At 57.9% G+C, this 17360-nt stretch carries 12 protein-coding genes; 6 read left to right on the plus strand and 6 right to left on the minus strand.

The features are described 5' to 3' along the window. Positions 1 to 148: 148 nt before the first annotated feature. On the minus strand, positions 149 to 1330 hold the full coding sequence (locus BS300_RS08250) for a M28 family metallopeptidase (protein ID WP_071912080.1): 1182 nt from the start codon (positions 1328 to 1330) through the stop codon (positions 149 to 151). A gap of 619 nt (positions 1331 to 1949) precedes the next feature. On the opposite strand from BS300_RS08250, the gene BS300_RS08255 reads away from it, so the two are divergent. Further along, on the plus strand, positions 1950 to 2807 hold the full coding sequence (locus BS300_RS08255; protein ID WP_071912082.1) for a hypothetical protein: 858 nt from the start codon (positions 1950 to 1952) through the stop codon (positions 2805 to 2807). 42 nt (positions 2808 to 2849) lie between these two features. Then, the gene (locus BS300_RS21080) at positions 2850 to 3665 is read left to right on the plus strand and encodes a hypothetical protein (RefSeq protein ID WP_071912084.1); all 816 of its coding nucleotides are present in this window, start codon (positions 2850 to 2852) and stop codon (positions 3663 to 3665) included. A gap of 165 nt (positions 3666 to 3830) precedes the next feature. Here BS300_RS21080 and BS300_RS08265 read toward each other — a convergent pair whose 3' ends face one another. The 3 genes from BS300_RS08265 to BS300_RS08275 all read right to left on the minus strand — a co-directional run bounded on the left by BS300_RS08265 (position 3831) and on the right by BS300_RS08275 (position 10616). Next, a complete protein-coding gene (locus BS300_RS08265; protein WP_071912086.1) occupies positions 3831 to 6245 on the minus strand; it encodes a YgiQ family radical SAM protein in 2415 nt (804 codons plus the stop codon). 193 nt (positions 6246 to 6438) lie between these two features. Then, complete coding sequence (locus BS300_RS08270; protein WP_071912088.1) at positions 6439 to 9567, minus strand: efflux RND transporter permease subunit; 3129 nt, start codon at positions 9565 to 9567, stop codon at positions 6439 to 6441. Beyond that, on the minus strand, positions 9567 to 10616 hold the full coding sequence (locus BS300_RS08275) for an efflux RND transporter periplasmic adaptor subunit (protein WP_071912090.1): 1050 nt from the start codon (positions 10614 to 10616) through the stop codon (positions 9567 to 9569). Before BS300_RS08275 ends, BS300_RS08270 begins: the two co-directional genes overlap by 1 nt. A gap of 200 nt (positions 10617 to 10816) precedes the next feature. On the opposite strand from BS300_RS08275, the gene BS300_RS08280 reads away from it, so the two are divergent. Both BS300_RS08280 and BS300_RS08285 read left to right on the plus strand, forming a co-directional pair. Beyond that, positions 10817 to 12370: a sensor domain-containing diguanylate cyclase gene (locus BS300_RS08280; RefSeq protein ID WP_071912092.1), complete on the plus strand. Its 1554-nt coding sequence runs from the start codon at positions 10817 to 10819 to the stop codon at positions 12368 to 12370. Between the two features lie 33 nt (positions 12371 to 12403). Then, complete coding sequence (locus BS300_RS08285; RefSeq protein ID WP_071912094.1) at positions 12404 to 13276, plus strand: patatin-like phospholipase family protein; 873 nt, start codon at positions 12404 to 12406, stop codon at positions 13274 to 13276. Between the two features lie 72 nt (positions 13277 to 13348). Here BS300_RS08285 and BS300_RS08290 read toward each other — a convergent pair whose 3' ends face one another. Both BS300_RS08290 and BS300_RS08295 read right to left on the minus strand, forming a co-directional pair. After that, positions 13349 to 14689, minus strand: a complete 1341-nt coding sequence (locus BS300_RS08290; RefSeq protein WP_071912096.1) for an amino acid permease — start codon at positions 14687 to 14689, stop codon at positions 13349 to 13351. Between the two features lie 204 nt (positions 14690 to 14893). Next, entirely contained in the window at positions 14894 to 15160 is a 267-nt protein-coding gene (locus tag BS300_RS08295) for a helix-turn-helix transcriptional regulator (RefSeq protein ID WP_026456659.1), read from the minus strand. A gap of 259 nt (positions 15161 to 15419) precedes the next feature. Between BS300_RS08295 and BS300_RS08300 the strand changes: the two genes are divergently transcribed. Together BS300_RS08300 and BS300_RS08305 are read left to right on the plus strand one after the other, a co-directional pair. Continuing rightward, positions 15420 to 16016: a hypothetical protein gene (locus BS300_RS08300; protein WP_071912098.1), complete on the plus strand. Its 597-nt coding sequence runs from the start codon at positions 15420 to 15422 to the stop codon at positions 16014 to 16016. Between the two features lie 303 nt (positions 16017 to 16319). Beyond that, the gene (locus BS300_RS08305; RefSeq protein ID WP_071912100.1) at positions 16320 to 17345 is read left to right on the plus strand and encodes an OmpA family protein; all 1026 of its coding nucleotides are present in this window, start codon (positions 16320 to 16322) and stop codon (positions 17343 to 17345) included. Positions 17346 to 17360: the final 15 nt, after the last annotated feature.

Genomic DNA, 17360 nt, shown 5'->3' on the forward strand with positions numbered 1-17360 from the left:
CTTTGAGCATTCCGTCGATGTTTTTCCTCTTCCCCGAAAGCGCCAGCCCTCGGGGCTTTTTGTATGGCGGGGCAAACCCGCACAGAAGATAGAAAAAAGGAAGGAAGTCGAGACTTCCCTCCTTTTGGCTTGCGCTGCGGCCTGTGACTCAGTTGATCTTGCCCATTTCAACGGCAAAGCTGGTCGCCAGCTGGGCAAACTTGAGAGCGTGGCCAGCAGAGGGATCCGAGTTTTGCAATGTATCCTGCGCCGTGTGGATCCTGGGGTTGTATTCGCTAAAGCGTGACTCGAACGGCATGGCGGCGGGGTAGCCCTGATTGTGCCAGGAGGCGTGATCCGAGCAACCATAGCCACAGCTGTCATAGCCATAGCTGACTTGCGGCAGGTAGGCATCGATCAGCTGGGTGAGGTAGCCGGTCAGCCCCTTGTCGGTGTAGTCGGTCATAAAGACGATGTCGTTCGCCGAGCCCTTGTAGTTGGTCATGTCCAGCTGGAGCGCGGCCAATACCCTGGTGTTGGCCGCCTTGTAGCGGCTGGCGATATCCTTGGAGCCCCGCAAGCCCACCTCCTCTGCCGCATAGCCGATAAATTGCAGGGTGCGTTCCGGCTGGCTGCCCTGTTCGGCGATGACCCGCAGCACCTCGGTCAGGGTAGAGATGCCGGAAGCGTCATCATCGGCGCCGGGGGCCAGCGTCTTGCTGTTGGGGGCCGAGCCAGCGGTGGAATCGAGATGGCCACCGAGTACCACCACCTCGTCCGGATAGCGGCTTCCCTTGAGGGTCAGCACCACCGATTGTTGCGGGTAGCCGCTATGTTTGACTCGGCTGACGCTGGCCCATGGCAGGGTGCTGCCGAGGCTCTGCCACTGGCTGGCCACCCAGTCGGCGGATTGCGTGCCGGTGGGGGTGGTGTAGTAGCGGTTGCGCCAACCGGACAGCTTGCTGATGGTGCTGGCGATATTGCCTTGATCCAGATGGGGCAGCAGCCGGTTGACACTGGCCCCCTGGGTCAACGGCGGTGCACTGAACAGGTTTTGGCTGAGGGGCTGGGCCATGCTCTGCAGCGCATCGGCCAGAGTCGTGTGCACCACATAGCCACCGCAGCGCTGGTGCCCTTCGTGCATCAGGTGCGAGAGGGAGCCAAGCTCGCTTGCCTCAATCTGGGCCAGCTGGACGGGCGCCCCGCTGGCACTGAACAGGGGAGAGAGCTTGGCATTGACCTGCTTGAGTTCAACCCCGCTATCGGCCCCAATGGTGATCCACACGGGCGCCCCCGCCTGAACGGCAAGGGGAAACAGTGGGAGCAAAAGGGCTGCAGTCATCGCTTTCATGTCGGATCCTTCCGGTTATGGTTAACAGTAAACAGGCTTAATGGGTCTCATAAGAAGACCAACCTAGTCTAGTCACCCATTGCCGTTAAATCGACCACTCCCTGCACCAAATGGCACCACATGATGTAAAGCGCGCCAGCCGGGGGTTTTAACTCTACCGGGCCTCCTGCTTTTCTCTCCCCCCTCCTGTTGCCCTGCCCGCACCGCCCCTTGATTGTTCCACCCGCGCAACAGCTAATCGGTTATACGTTGCACCAGTAAAACAATTTGAGGGGTTCCTGTGCCCGGCCATAGCAGCAGGATGGCCAGCAGCCAGCGCCCGATCACTGTCCGGTTGGCAGCAAGGTCGCAGAGCAAGAAGAGTTTGATAGAGGTCAAAAAATGAGACGTTTCTGATAGTTACATCACTTTAAGGCTCGCCTAAGCAGTTTCGTTTGGCTTACCATGGCCATTCAGAACCTGTTGAACGCGATGGGTTGCTGCCAGCGCGGGTCAAGAGAGCATATTGGAAGCTGTAATTCCTGAGCTGCTGCATATTTTCGCTATTGCAGTATTTCCTAAGCATGAAATTGGAAGCCTAGAAAACAAAGAAAAATAAATTTCGTGAGGAGAATAACGTATGGATACCGCTTTATGTACTCTGGATAACTCACATTGGAAAGCATCAGAATTCTTTGCACTAAGCGATGCCGAGCTACAAACACGCAGACGCAATCTTGTGTGTTCTACATGTGGTGGTGATGCTTGGTTTAGGAAATCCAGCTATGGGAATAAATCACCTCACTTTTGTGCCCACCATATTGACCAATGTATAGAGGCAACAAATTATGAAGTTGTAGGTGAGGGCGATGGCGGAGATGGGCAACCTGCGGCTGAACCAGATAGTGGAATTATTATCGACTTAGGTTTGGATAATAATTACTCAATAGATGTAAAACAAAAAGATGTTGACCTTCATATTGCCACAGGCCAGCAAAGAACCCCAATAAAAATCACAAATGCGGGGGGAATAGATTATCCAGCACATTTAACGTTAAAAAACATACTTTATAAATTAGTTCGTTCTGACAAGCTATATTTATCTGATACAAAGGTCGTTCTCCCTGATAATAGATTTCCCGGATTACCAGATAGAGCCAATAAACTATTTGTTAACTTTAAAGATGTAAGTGAAGCACTGGATCGCCAAAAACGCATCTACTGGGGGTTTATTAGTGATGCAGGATATACTCCTGATGGTAAATTATGGTTAAATGCAGGCCGGCGAACAGATGGACTCAGCGTTGCGATAAATCCCGACATCACTGAAACTTTTAGAGATTACTTTAAAGTTAAGGAATCATTAGATCAACTTGAAGGATGTCATGCATTAATAATTGGTGATTGTTATTATACCAGCACAGGAAAACCTGTAATCTGGTGTGCTAATTTAGATTTCATTGTGCTACGTCGATATAACTTTGACTCTGAAATATAAATAAAAATAGAGCCATCATCAAACATATTAAATGAGAAAAAAATGCCATATTCAGCAACAGTTTTTAATGTACTAATTGCATCACCATCTGATGTACCAAATGAACGTCAGGCGATCGCAGAAAGTTTACATGAATGGAATGCTCTTCATTCAGAAAGCACAGGAAAGGTACTCTTACCCGTAATGTGGGAGTCACATAGTGCCCCTAGTATGGGGGATCGCCCTCAAGGTATAATTAATGAGTTAGTGGTTAAATCCTGCGACATGTTAATTGGCGCATTTTGGACTCGCATAGGCTCACCAACTGGAATAGAAAACAGTGGAACTGTTGAAGAAATAAAATGGTTTCTGAAACAGAAAAAGCCTGTAATGCTTTACTACTCTGACGCCCCAGTTCAACCAAGTAAAATAGATAATTATCAACTCGAAAAACTTGAAGAGTTTAAAACGAGCATTCGTAATCAAGGTATTCAAGAAAGCTATTCAACCGTTGAAGAACTTAAAACAAAACTATCTCGTCACCTAACCATTGTAACACGAGGAATATCTGTTGGAACTGTGGTTACTGCATCAGTTGTTAAAGAGGCTAAAGAATCCACAAAATCTGTTTTGAAAGCCTCTCCACCATCTGTGACAAACACAACTAGCGTTCAAGATTCAATAATTTATCTTGAGGATTATACAGAAAAATCATTTGTAGTTCGTGGTGATACAAAGTCCAAAAAAGAAGAGTTAAAAGCTCTCGGTGGAAAATGGATAAACACCCGAGACGGAAGTTTTGCCTGGAATTTCTCAAAGAAAAAAATAGAAGACGTTGGTAGACTTCTCGGAATATCACCTACCTTAAAAGATATATAGCGCCAATATTTTTGGCACCTTAAGCATATCTCGATTAAGACCAAATGAAATATTTTGACAGTTTGAACTTACTCCATGGATATAGGAACTATTCAATATATATGAATAAAAAAGGCGACCATCTGGTCGCCTTTTTATTTCTATCGCTTTGCTAATCAGCAAATATCACCGAGCCGGTCGCTTGGCACCATTTCCTTTGGCCGCAGGCTTGCCGCCCTGAGTAGCGGGTTTGGCAGAACCGGCACGGGTCGGCGCCTTGCCCTTATGGGCGGGTTTGCCGGTCGGTTTGCTCTTGCCTGCACTCTTACCAGCACTATGGCCTGCGCCTTGTCCGGCGGGCTTGCCGTTCCCCAGCTTGAGCTCGGAGCCCAGCGGCTTGCCATTGCCCTTGCTGCTCTTGTTGGCGCTGCTGTTGGCGTGCTGGCCGTTGCTCTGGCCCGCAGCCTTGTTGCCTGCGCCGTTGCCGCGCTGATGTTCGCCTCTTTGTTGAGACATTGGACTGTGGCGAGTCAGGGCCGGTTTCATCCCCTTGCCGCTGGCGGCGCGTTCGTTGCGCCCTTCCGCAGGCACCAGACAGCCGGGGCCGTTGCCAATCAGGTGGCCCTTGCCCATGGCGAGCAGGGCTTCGCGGATCATCGGCCAGCCTGCGGGGTCGTGATAGCGCAGCAGCGCCTTGTGCAGGCGCCGACGGCGCTCGCCCTTGGCGACGAACACATCGCCCCCTTCGCGGCTCACCTTGTTTAACGGGTTTTTCTCCGTGTAATACATGGTGGTGGCGTTGGCGAGCGGCGACGGGTAGAAGTTCTGCACCTGATCGAGCTTGAAGCGGTTCTCTTTGACCCAGAGCGCCAGATTGACCATGTCTTCATCTGTGGTGCCCGGGTGGGCGGAGATGAAGTAGGGGATCAGGTACTGCTGCTTGCCCGCCTCTTTCGAATATTTGTCGAACAGCTCCTTGAACTGGTAGTAGCTGCCCATGCCCGGCTTCATCATCTTGGAGAGCGGCCCCTCCTCGGTGTGTTCCGGCGCGATCTTGAGGTAGCCGCCGACGTGGTACTTGGCCAGCTCCTTGATATAGCGGGGATCTTCCACCGCGATGTCGTAACGCACGCCGGAGGCGATCAGGATCTTCTTGATCCCCTTGAGGTCGCGCGCCTTGCGATAGAGGTTGATGGTCGGGCTGTGGTCGGTGTCCATGTGCGGGCAGATGGTGGGCCAGACACAGGAGGCGCGACGGCAGGTCTGCTCGGCTTTGGGGCTCTTGCAGCGCAGCTTGTACATGTTGGCGGTGGGGCCGCCGAGATCCGAGATGACGCCGGTAAAGCCCGGCACCTTGTCGCGGATATCTTCGATTTCTTTGAGGATCGACTCTTCCGAGCGGCTCTGGATGATGCGCCCTTCGTGCTCGGTGATGGAGCAGAAGGAGCAGCCGCCAAAACAGCCGCGCATGATGTTGACCGAGGTCTTGATCATGTCGAAGGCGGGGATCTTCTCCTTGCCATAGGCGGGATGCGGCACCCGCTGGTAGGGCAGGCCGAAGACGCCATCCATCTCCTCGGTTTCGAGCGGGAAGGCGGGCGGGTTGACCCAGACGATGCGATCGCCGTGGGCTTGCGCCAGCGCGCGGGCACAGCCGGGGTTGGTCTCGTGGTGCAGAATGCGCGAGGCGTGGGCGTAGAGCACCTTGTCCTCTTTGACCCGCTCATAGGCGGGCAGCTTCACGTAGGTCAGCTCCCACGGCTTGGGCTTGGCCGGCTGCACCAGCACGGGTTTGGCCTCCTGCGCGGCCGGTGCCGCTTCGCTGGCGTCATCCGCACAGGGCGCCCCTTCCATATAGGGGTTGGGGATGGGATCGATGCGGCCAATCTGGTCTAGCTTGCTCGAATCCACCCCTTTCCAGCCCGGCAGCGGCTCCTTGCGGATAACGGCGGTGCCGCGAATATCCTGCATGGTGTCGATGGTCTCCCCCGCCGCGATACGGTGAGCCACTTCCACCAGCGGCCGCTCGGCGTTGCCGTAGATGAGGATATCGGCCTTGGCATCGAGCAGGATGGAACGGCGGATGGTCTCGGACCAGTAGTCGTAGTGGGCGATGCGGCGTAAGGAAGCCTCGATGCCGCCGATAACGACGGGGACCTCCTTGAAGGCCTCCTTGCAGCGCTGGGTATAGACCAGAGTGGCGCGATCCGGCCGCTTGCCGCCCACATCTCCCGGAGTGTAGGCGTCATCGTGGCGCAACTTTTTGTCGGAGGTGTAGCGGTTGATCATGGAGTCCATGTTGCCCGCAGTCACCCCGAAGAAGAGGTTCGGTTTGCCCAGACGCATAAAGTCATCCTTCGATGACCAGTCCGGCTGGGCGATGATGCCGACCCGAAAGCCCTGCGCCTCCAGCATGCGGCCGATGACCGCCATGCCGAAGCTCGGGTGATCCACGTAGGCATCCCCCGTCACCAGAATGACGTCGCAGCTGTCCCAACCCAGCTTGTCCATCTCTTTGCGGGACATGGGCAGGAAGGGCGCCGTGCCGTAGCACTCGGCCCAATAGCGGGGATAGGAGAAAAGGTTGGTAACCGGCTGCATTTTAACCACCTGGAACAATTCGGGTCGCGCATTATACCGGTTGCGGTCAAGGGGGGCGATGGCTTTTTGCCCCCAGAGTTCGCACGGGATAAGGGCTGGCCATCTATTCCGGCAACCACTTGCCAGCAAACGGGCCAAAAGCAAGGGCGCCCGCAGGCGCCCTTGTTGGCAAAACTCACCCTGACGGCAGCCGTCAGTGGGCCGAGGTCTGTTCGTCCCCCTCCCCTTTGGCTGTCAATTTGGCGGCCAGCGCCTCGTCCACCAGCTGATCACGCTGCCCGGTCATACCGGCATGGCGGGCAATCAGGTGGTAGGTGGCGGGCACCACCAGCAGGGTAACCAGGGTCGCCAGCGACAGACCGAAGAAGACCACGGTACCCACCGCCATCCGGCTCTCGTAGCCCGCCCCCATGGAGAGCATCAGCGGCACCGCACCGATAATGGCGGTGAGCGAGGTCATCAGGATTGGGCGCAGACGGCGCACCGAGCCTGCGATGATCGCCTCCTCGAACCCTTCCCCGCGCTGGCGCAGCTGGTTGATGAACTCGACGATCAGGATGCCGTTCTTGGTCACCATGCCGATCAGCATGATCATCCCGATCTGGCTGTAGATGCTCATCTCCTGCCCCGTCAGCCAGAGGCCAAGCAGACCGCCGAAGATGCCGAGCGGCACCGTCATCATCACCACGGTCGGGGTGAGGGTGCTCTCGAACTGGGCCACCAGCACCAGATAGACCACCAGCAGGGCGAGACCAAACACCATCGCCATCTCCCCCTGATTGTCGCGGTAATCCTTGGAGTCACCGGCGTAATCGACCGTCATGCCGCTCGGCAGATGCTCGTTGGCCCAGCCATCGAGGAAGTCGAGCGCCTCGCCCAGGGTGTGATCCGGTGCCACATCGGCGGTCAAGGTCACCGCCTTCTGGCGCTGGTAGTGGTTGAGGCGGTTGGCGGTCGCCACCTGCTTCACCGTCGCCAGCGTCGAGAGGCTCACCATCTCGCCATTGGCCGCCTTCAGGTAGATGCGGCCGAGATCGGAGATGCCGTTGAACTCCTTCTGGTTGGCGCGCAGGTAGACGTCATACTCCTCGCCCCTGTCCACATAGGTGGTCTTGCTCACCCCGCCCAGCATCGCCTGCAGAGTGCTGGCGACGGTGGAGACCGGAATGCCGAGCTGGCTGGCGCTGTCGCGCGAGACGGTCACCTGCAGCTCCGGGGTCTTCTCGGCGTAGTCGAGATCCGGGCTTATCATCAGGCCGCTCGCCTGCGCCGCTTTTTGCAGCTCCAGCCCCTGCTGGTAGAGCTCGGCATAGTCGTTGCCCTGCAGCACGAACTGCACCGCGGCGGTGGAGCCGCCCCGGAAGCCCAGCTGGAAGGTGCGGATCATCACGTCGGGAATACCGGCGAGCTTGGCACCCAGCGAGCGGGAGAACTGGGTGGCGGTGATGTCGCGCTCGGCCCAGTCGGTGAGCTGGATGATCACCATGCCGGTCTGATCACCGCCACGGCCAAAGGCGGGGGTACTGAAGCTCATCGCCTTGACCACCCCCTTGCCCAGCATCGGCATGATGGCGGACTCCACCTGCTGCATGTTGCGCTTCATCCGCTCGATGCTGGTCCCCTCCGCCCCCTTGACGAAGACGAAGACCACGCCGCGATCCTCGGTCGGGGTGAGGCTGCTCGGCAGCTGGGTAAAGAGGGCGCCGATACCGGCGAGACAAAGCAGCAGCGCCAGCGGCATCCAGCGCGAGCGGCGCAGCAGCCCCTGCAACAGGCGGCGATAGTGCCCCTCCACCCAGCCAAGGCCGCGATCGAGGGCCGCCGTCAGCCGGTTCGGCTTGTCGAGCGGGCGCATCAGCCAGGAGCCCATGGCCGGCGTGAGGGTCAGCGCCACCAGCGAGGAGCAGAGCACCGCCAGCGAAAGCAATATCGCAAACTCGGTAAAGAGCCGGCCCACCATACCATCCATAAAGGCGATGGGGATAAAGACCATCACCAGCACCGCAGTGGTGGCGATGACTGCAAAGCCCACCTCGCGGGTGCCGTGCCAGGCCGCCAGCAGGGGGGGCTCACCCCGCTGCAGATGGTGGTGAATGTTCTCCACCACCACGATGGCGTCATCCACCACCAGACCGATGGCGAGAATAAGGGCCAGCAGGGTGATGAGGTTGATGGAAAAACCGAGATACCAGGCGCCGATAAAGGCAGAGATAAGCGACACGGGCACCGTGATGGCCGGAATAAGGGTGGTGCGCCCCTGACCGAGGAACAGATAGAGCACCGCCACGACCAGCACGGCGCAGATGGCCAGGGTTTCATATACCTCGTCGATGGCCTGCTTGATAAAGATGGTGGAGTCGTAATCAACCTCCAGCTTGGCCCCCTCCGGCAGGAAGCGCTGCATCTCCACCAGCTTCTTCTCCACCCCCTGCGCCACCGCCAGCGGGTTGGCGGTGGACTGGGCGACGATACCGATCCCCAGACTCTCGCGGCCGTTGCGCTGGTAGGCGCTGTCTTCGTTCTTGGCGCCCACCTCCACATCGGCGATGTCGGAGAGATAGACGCTCTGGCCGTTGGCGGCGGTGCGCACCTGCAACTGCTGGAAATCTTCAGCCGTGTGGTAGAGCCGGGCAATCTGCACCGACATGGTCATGGAGTTGTTGCGGATCTCGCCGCCCGGCAGCTCGATGTTCTCGCGCTTGAGGGCATCCTGCACATCCGCCACCGTCACACCGCGCGCCGCCATATCAGCCGGGCGCAACCGCACATACATCACCTGGGTGAGATCGCCGGAGAGCTCCACTTCGCTCACCCCGTCCACCAGACTCAGGGGGTCGACCAGCACCCGGTTGGCGTAATCGGTCATGGCGGTGCGATCCATCTGGCTGCTGCTGAAGTTGAGCCAGACCGCCACATCGCCACTGCCGCTATCCTTGGTCACCAGCGGATCGTCGGCATCCTCCGGCAGCTTGCTCTTGGCACGGGTCAGGGCATCGCGCACATCGGAGACCCCCTCCACCATGTTCCAGCCGAGCTTGAACTCCACCGTGATCATCGAGCGCCCCTTGCGGGTCACCGAGTTGATGTTTTTGATGCCGCTGATGCCGGAGAGCTGATCCTCGATGGGTTTGGTGACCTGGCTCTCCATCACCGCCGGCGCTGCCCCCTCATAGGTGGTGGTGATGGTAACCGACGGGGTCTGCACATCGGGCATCTCCCGCACCGTCAACTTGCTGAAGGCGACCAGACCGAACACGGTGAGCAGAGCGCTGAGCACCACCGCCACCAGCGGGCGGCGCACTGAGATATCGGAGAGCCACATCAGCCGTTTACCTCCGCCAGATCGTGGACCTTGGCGCCATCACGCAGGTTGACCAGCCCCTCGACCACGATGCGATCGCCAACCTTGAGCCCTTCGGTGACCCAGACGGTCTCCCCCTCGGTCTCGCCGAGCACCACCGGCACCCGCTTGACCCGGCCATCGGCCTCGAGGCGATAGACGAAGCGCTGCTCGCCGGCATACTCCACCGACTGGGCAGGAATAAGGGTGAGCTGGCGGGAGGGGAGCGAGAGCTCGACGTTGAGCAGCATGCCCGGGCGCAGCTGGCCGTTGTGGTTGGGCAGCTCGACCCGCGCCTTGATGTTCTGGGTCTCGTTGGAGATGCGGCTGTCGAGGGTGGTGAGGGTGCCGTTGAAGTGCTGATCCGGCCAGGCAGCGCTGGTCGCCGTTACCGCCATACCGGGGCGCAGCAGGGCGAGGTAGCGCTCCGGCACAGCCAGATCGAGGCGCAGGGTGTCGATATCGTCGAGGTGCAGCAGGGTATCGCCGCTATTGACCAGCGCCCCTTCGCTCAGATCAATCAGGCTGACAGTACCGGCAAACGGTGCTTGCAAGTTACGCAGGGAGAGCTCGTAGCGGGCGGCATCGACGCGCGCCTGCACCTGATCGACGGTGGCCTCCTGCCCCTCCAGCACCGACTGGGTGACGGCGCCACGGGCGACCAGCTTGCGCATCTCGTTAAGCTTGCGGTGCTCATCGCGCAGGCTGGCACTCTGCTCGGCCAGCTCGGCGCGCTGCTTGCCATTGTCGAGGGCGATCAGGGTCTCCCCTTTGGCGACACCCTGCCCGGACTTCACGGCGATATTGACGATGCGGCCGGTCACCTCGGGACTGATAACGACGGAGCGGTTGGCCTCCAGCTTGCCCACCAGCTTGAGGGTCGGCTCGGCCAGACTCTGCTTGACGGTCTGGGTGCGAATATTGATCTCGCGGGTCGGGGCCTTGGCTGCCGGTTGAAAGTGACCCACCGCCCACCAGATGGCAGCCACCAGAGAGAGCAGGCCGAGGCCCAGCCAGATACGCATTTTCATCGAGCAATCCATGAAGAGTTGAGAGAGGGAAATCTGATTGGGGGCCATTTTAGCCCCAGACTATGCCGTGACTATGTATAAATGTGACAAAACGTAACAGGAGTGGCGCAAGATCACTGCAATCAAGCCTTTTCGATCCCTTTTTTAGCAGAGTCGCATACACTAGCGACAGTTTTCTTCGCAATATAGCCAAATCGCCTATGCCAAATGTGTCTGACCGACGTTTCCTCTCACGCCTGACCTGGCTGCTGTTTGCCTCCGTCATTCTGCTGGTTGGTCTGACCCTGCGGCAAAGTCTGAAACAGATAGAGGATCTCTATCTTAGCGATACGGCCAACAGCGCCATTCGCCTGCGCGATCAGTTCAAGCAGACCGAGATCTTCCTCGAGGCGATGCGCGGTCAGGCCGAAGAGCGACTGCGCAGCGATCCCCAGTCGGTACTGACCCGCCAGCTCTATCGCCACATCGAGGAGAACTCGGGAGGGCTTGCACTCGATCGCCCGCCAGCCGACCTGCCCGCAGGGCTGGTCGGCAACCTGACCGGACTGGGGCCTCTGCCCCCCCGTGGCAGCGAGCGGGAAGCTCGCATTCATCTGGCCCTGAGTCTCTCGCCACTGCTCTCCACCGCCAGCCAGCGCCTCGGCAAGGAGATCGCCTGGGTCTACTTCACCGGCGCAGACAACTTTGTCTACCTCTACCCCTGGCGCCCCTCCAGCCAGTACCGTTTTACCAATGCCATCTATGAGAAGTCCTACTGGCAGGATGCGCAGGCGACCCCCAATCCCGGCCGCACCACCATTCTCTCGCGCCCCTATGAGGACTTTGCCGGCCTTGGCACCATGATCACCATGTCGCAACCCCTCTACAAAGGCTCGACACTGGTGGGGGTCATCAGCATGGATGTGCTGCTCTCGCGGCTGCACCAGCAGTTGCAGGCGCTCACTCCAAAGCTCGGTGGTTACCTGCTCATCAATCAGTACGATCAGGTGCTGGCCTGCAGCAACTCGGATCCCCATCCCCAGCAGCATCTGGCACCGGACGATCACTACCGCTGGAATCAGGGGGGCTTTCAACTTACCCAGGCGCTGAGCGATACACCGCTGCGGCTGGTGCATCGCATCCCCCTGTTTGAGCTGCTCGTTGCGCTGATCTGCCAATCGGCTCCAACCCTGCTCGCCATCGCCTTCATGTTGCTGGCGGCCCTTTCCAGCCTGAGATCTCGCCGTCTCAACCTGCAGCTCAACTACCTCTCCTGCCACGATGCGCTCACCGGCGCCTTCAATCGGCACTATCTGACCCAGCAAGAGCAGAGTGGCCAGCTGGCAAAACAGATGCCTGTCGGGGTGATCCTGTTCGATGCGGATCACTTCAAACGGGTCAACGACCGCTTCGGCCACGGAGTGGGTGATATCGTGCTGATCCGGCTGGTGCAGATCTGCCAGCAGCAACTCAGCCCATCGGATTGCCTGATCCGCTGGGGTGGCGAGGAGTTTTTGCTGCTGGTCGCCCGCTGTGACGACGCTCGTCTCGCCGCGCTGGCCGAGCAGATCCGCAGCGCGGTCGAGGGTTATGACTGGCACGCCATAGTGCCAGAGCTGGCCGTCACCATCAGTCTCGGTTACCACCCCCATGCAGACTCCATCCCGCTGCACGAGGCGATCCGCCGCGCCGATGTCGCCCTCTATCAGGCCAAAGGCAATGGCCGCAACCGCTCGGAAAGATGGCAGGGTGACGAGGCCCAGCTCACAGAGTAAGCTGAGCCCTCCACACTTTTCAGGAGTCACTTCGTGCCACGAAAACCCCGCGTAGGGCTCGCTCTGGGGAGCGGCGCCGCCAGAGGATGGGCCCATATCGGCGTCATCCGCGCTCTTGAACGACTCGGCATCAAGCCCGATCTCATCGCCGGCTGCTCCATCGGCAGTTTTGTCGGCGCCGCCTATGCCGCTGGCGAGCTGGACAGACTGGAGAGCTGGGTGCGCGGCTTTACCCGCCTGCAGGTGGTGAGCCTGCTCGACCCTGCCCTCTCCGGCGGCCTGTTTCGCGGCGAAAAGGTGTTTGGCATTGCCGCCAACCATCTCGGGGATCCCGAGCTCGAGAGCCTGCCCATCCCCTTCGCCTGCGTGGCGACCGAACTCGATACCGGCCGCGAGATCTGGCTGCAACGGGGGCCGCTGCGCCAGTCGGTGCGCGCCTCCTGCGGCATGCCGGGGATCCTCACCCCGACCCGGGTCAACGACCGCTGGCTGGTGGATGGTGCCGTGGTCAATCCGGTGCCCATCTCGCTGGCGCGCGCCATGGGGGCCGAGGTGGTGATCGCCATCAACCTCAACACCGACATGCACCAACCCTGGACCGACGAGCCGGATCAATCCGGCGGCGGCCTGCTCAGCCAGTGGCTCAATCGCGGCGAAGCGACACCGGCCACGCCCGGCATGTGGAGCGTGATGAGCGGCTCAATCAACATCATGCAGGAGCGGATCACCCGGGCGCGGATGGCAGGGGATCCCCCGGAAATCCAGCTCTGTCCGCGTCTTGGCAGTTTCTCCATCATGGACTTTCATCGCGCCAGCGATGCCATCGAGGAGGGAGAGGCCTGCGTCGAGCGCAACCTCGACCAGCTCAAGGATGAACTGGGCCGGCTCGGGGTGCTGGGCAATTAGTTGTCGACGTGCTGCGGTTTACAAATGAAAAAAAGCGCCATTCGGCGCTTTTTTTTCAACTTCCTTACCCGGTCACTCCTTACGGTAGAAGAGCAACCCGAGCAGAATCACCCCCACAGAGACCAGCAGATAGAGCCCCAGACTGGGATTGGTGATACCGCCATACAGAATGATGAGCGCGCCCAAGGTGGCGCAGGTCGGGATCACAAACCGCTTTATCCAGCCCAACTCGCTAAAGGTGCGCATGTACCAGACATAGAGGAACAGATAGAGGCCATAAATCAGCACGATCGGCATCTCGTCCAGGGCGATGTAACGACCGAATGTCTCGTTGATGCTGCAGTACCACAGCACTGAGTAGATCACCGACAACAACGCTGCCGCGAGGGCCGAGTTGATTGGCATGTGGTGATGCGGTTCGATACGGCTCATCCACTTGGGAGCTGGCCCCTGATTGCGGATCGCCAGCGAGTAGGGAATACGCATGGTCGCCAACACCAGACCATTGAGGGTTCCGAGGCAGGAGATAATCACGAACACGGTCAAAATAGTCGAGGCAGTCCCGCCAAACAGGCTGGTTGTCGCGAGATTTACCGCGTTATCCCCTTGCGCCACTATCTCGTCCGTCGGCAAGACGCTGGCGATCCCCAGGAAATAGGTGACGTAGACCACAAAGACTATCAGGGTGCCAATCACCAGCGCTCTGGGCAGATTCTTCTTGGAATCGCGAATTTCGCTGTTGATGGTCACGGCGGCAATCCACCCCTCATAAGCGAAGGCGGTGGCAACCACGGCCGTAGCCAGAGTGCCTCCGGTGCTTCCTATCCCATCCATTGCCTGCACAAAGTTGGTCACGGTGACACCATTGAGCAAGCCTGAAATGGTGCCCACAATGGCAACCAGGATCAGCGGGATCAACTTGATCAGGGTAGAACCCACTTGCAGCTTGCCCGCCAGGACCGGGGTATAGAAGTTGATCAGATAGGTGACCGTCATATAGACAGCCGCCAGTATCCAGGTCGCACCAGAGTTGGTCGGATTATCACTGCCGAGCAAGATCATGGTGTACAGAGCGGCGACCCAGGCAAGGATGGCGGAAAGAGGGGCGTAATAGAGTACGCCTTTAAACCACCCCACCAGATAACCAAACATTTTGCCGTATGCCGCTTCGGCATAATCGACGATACCGTTGGACTTTTCGATCCTCTGGGCAAACTCGGCAAACACCAGCGCGCCGAAGATCATCGAAAATGCCCCCAGCGCCCATGCCAGCAGCGCAATGGCCAGATTACCGCCAGTCAGACGCAGTACATCATCGGCCTTGAAGAAGACACCGGAGCCGATCACCACGCCGACCACCATCGCAATGGCAGTCATCAGGCCATAGCGTTTATCCAACTCGTTACTGCTCATACCCATACTCCATACCGATTGCTCATATCATCCTGAATGTAATAGTGTTCGGGTGGCCAGATACCACCAAGGGGCCCACTTTTCGGGGCCGCTTATTCTCGTTGGCCTGCATGGATAATTCAAAGCGTGTTAAATCAAAATATCGATCAGCGACCCAAAAAAATACCGCCCGAAGGCGGCATTTCCTATCTGTCACAGTGACGATTACGCCTTGGCGAGATCGTCCGGACCAATCTGGCCGATTTCGGCGACTTTTTTGTCAGCCAGCAGCCAGAGAGTGAACTTGTGCAGTTCCGGGTGATGAGCCAGGGCAACCAGGAAGGCACCACCGACTTCACGATAACCCAGTTCGTAGTTCTTCAGGGTTGTGGGGGGAACACCCAGCAAATCAGCAAACTTCGGACGGCTCAAACCAACCGCTTCACGGATCTGACGGATCTTCTTGCCAACAGTGACGATATTTGAATTCATATTGTTCCATACTCCGTTTGGCGGATTTAATCCGCCTTTTATTTTTCGCGACGACTCGTAGTCAAGTGTATCAGTTTTGTACGGACTCGTTATGGTCGAGCCTCTATCTTTATGAGCGCCTTTCGGCGACAACCCTTGCCTTCAAGGGGGGATGGTAATCGCTCAGCCGCCTCAGGTAAACAGTCTCGAAAAGAAACCTTTATTGTTGCCATCCCAATAAACCGTATAATTCGCCGGCTATCCATTAAGAGGAATAAGTATGGCGTTTCCCGGCATTATCTCTCGCCTGCACACGGTTTCCAGCGACATAGAATTGCAACTGCAGCTCCAGCAGGGAGCGCAATATCGCGCCGAAGCATTCTGGCTTCCCGCCTCACTGAGCGATCAGAGCGGCACCATTCTGACAACCCTGTCAGAGAAATGTTCACTCTTTCTGGAGCAGGATGAATCGACTCTTCAACTGCGCACTCATGACGGCGTGTTGCAGCAAAATGGTCTGCTGCTCACCGGTAATGGTCAGGAGATGATGCTGGCCGCCACGCCGGGAGATAAAGGTGTAGTGCCGGAATCAGAATTGGCTGACATGGCCACATGGCTGGAAGCGGGCCACCTGCACTTTGTCTGCCCGGCAGCCATCCAGCCGGTCGCCCGCGCCATCCTCAATATCTGGCCACTGGATCCCTATCTGGCCCGCCATTTTCTGACCAGTCTCACTCCGTTGCTGCAAAACGCGACCGAGCAGGATTATCTCGCCGTCTTTGCTGCCAGAGCGAATCCGGCCAACCCGCAGCCAGACTGGGTTCAGGCCTATATGAAGCTCGAAAAGCGCCTGCACAGGGCCTATCTGGATCACTAATTAATCTGGATAAACAGCCAGTTATCGACACGACACAATTTGCCATCAGGTTCATTTGTGAGCTTGATCATGTTTCAAAATCGGCATAGAGTGCGCCTCGTCATCGGAATGACATCGTTGCCTGGCTGCGGTTTTTCACGTTCAGCGTGCCCTGCCAGCGCATCTGACACACCAGGAGAGTGTGCGACCCGACACCGGGTCACTGCCAGACTCGACGCCAGCAGTACGGCGGAGCCTGCAGCTTACATAAATTCAATAGTGCGAAGCATGTGAACAACGTGCGATCTCAACGAGGATTTTTTTATGATGAAAATGGCTCCTTCCCTGATTGCCATCACCATGGCTGCTCTGGGTGCCACCGCTGCTCACGCCGCTGACGACATCTACTTCGGTGCCGGTGTTGGTGCTGCTCACTTCAACGGTCTGAACAAGATCGAAAGCACCAACGTTGGTGAAGAAGATGCTGCTGCTGCCAACGCCTTCGTAGGTTACAACTTCACCGAAAACTTCGGTACCGAGTTCGGCTACCAGTACGCTGGTCGTGGCAACACTGACGGCAACCGTTACGAGAACCAGGGTGCCACTCTGTCCGGTATCGCTCGTCTGCCGCTGGGCGGCGACTTCTCTGCCTTTGCTGAAGGCGGCGCCTACTGGGCTCACACCGATGGTCTGGGCGTAAGCGACACCAAGGTTTCCCCGCTGGCTGGCCTGGGCGTGACCTACAAGGTTAGCGACGCTCTGGATCTGCAAGCTCGCTACCGCTACATGTGGGACGTGGCTGACCTGCACGCTGACAACGGTGACCGTTACAAGTCCAACCAGAGCGTTGCTACCCTGGAAGCCGTATACCACCCGTTCCGTTCTTCCTACGTAGCTCCGGCTCCGGCTCCGGTTGTTGAAGAAGCTCCGGCTCCGGTTGCTCCGCAGATCGTTGAGAAAAACTTCGCTCTGAACTCCGACGTCCTGTTCGCCTTCGGCAAAGACAGCCTGAAGCCGGAAGGTGTTGCTGCCCTGAACGCTCTGTACCAGCAGATCGTTGAGTTCCAGCCGAAAGATGGCAACGCTGTTGTTGTTGGTTACACCGACCGTATCGGTTCCGACGCTTACAACCAGAAGCTGTCTGAAGCGCGTGCCCGCACCGTTGCCAACTTCTTGGTCAGCAAAGGTATGGCTGCCAGCAAAGTTGCCATCGAAGGTCGTGGCGAAGCCAACCCGGTTACCGGCACCAAGTGCAACGGCGTGAAAGCTAAAGCTCAGCTGATCTCCTGCCTGGCTCCGGACCGTCGCGTAGAAGTTCGCGTATCTGGCGTACAAGAAGTTCAGAAGTAATCTGACTCTTGTGTG

Source organism: Aeromonas sp. SCS5 (assembly GCF_001887375.1).
In the GTDB taxonomy this organism is placed as follows: domain Bacteria; phylum Pseudomonadota; class Gammaproteobacteria; order Enterobacterales; family Aeromonadaceae; genus Aeromonas; species Aeromonas jandaei.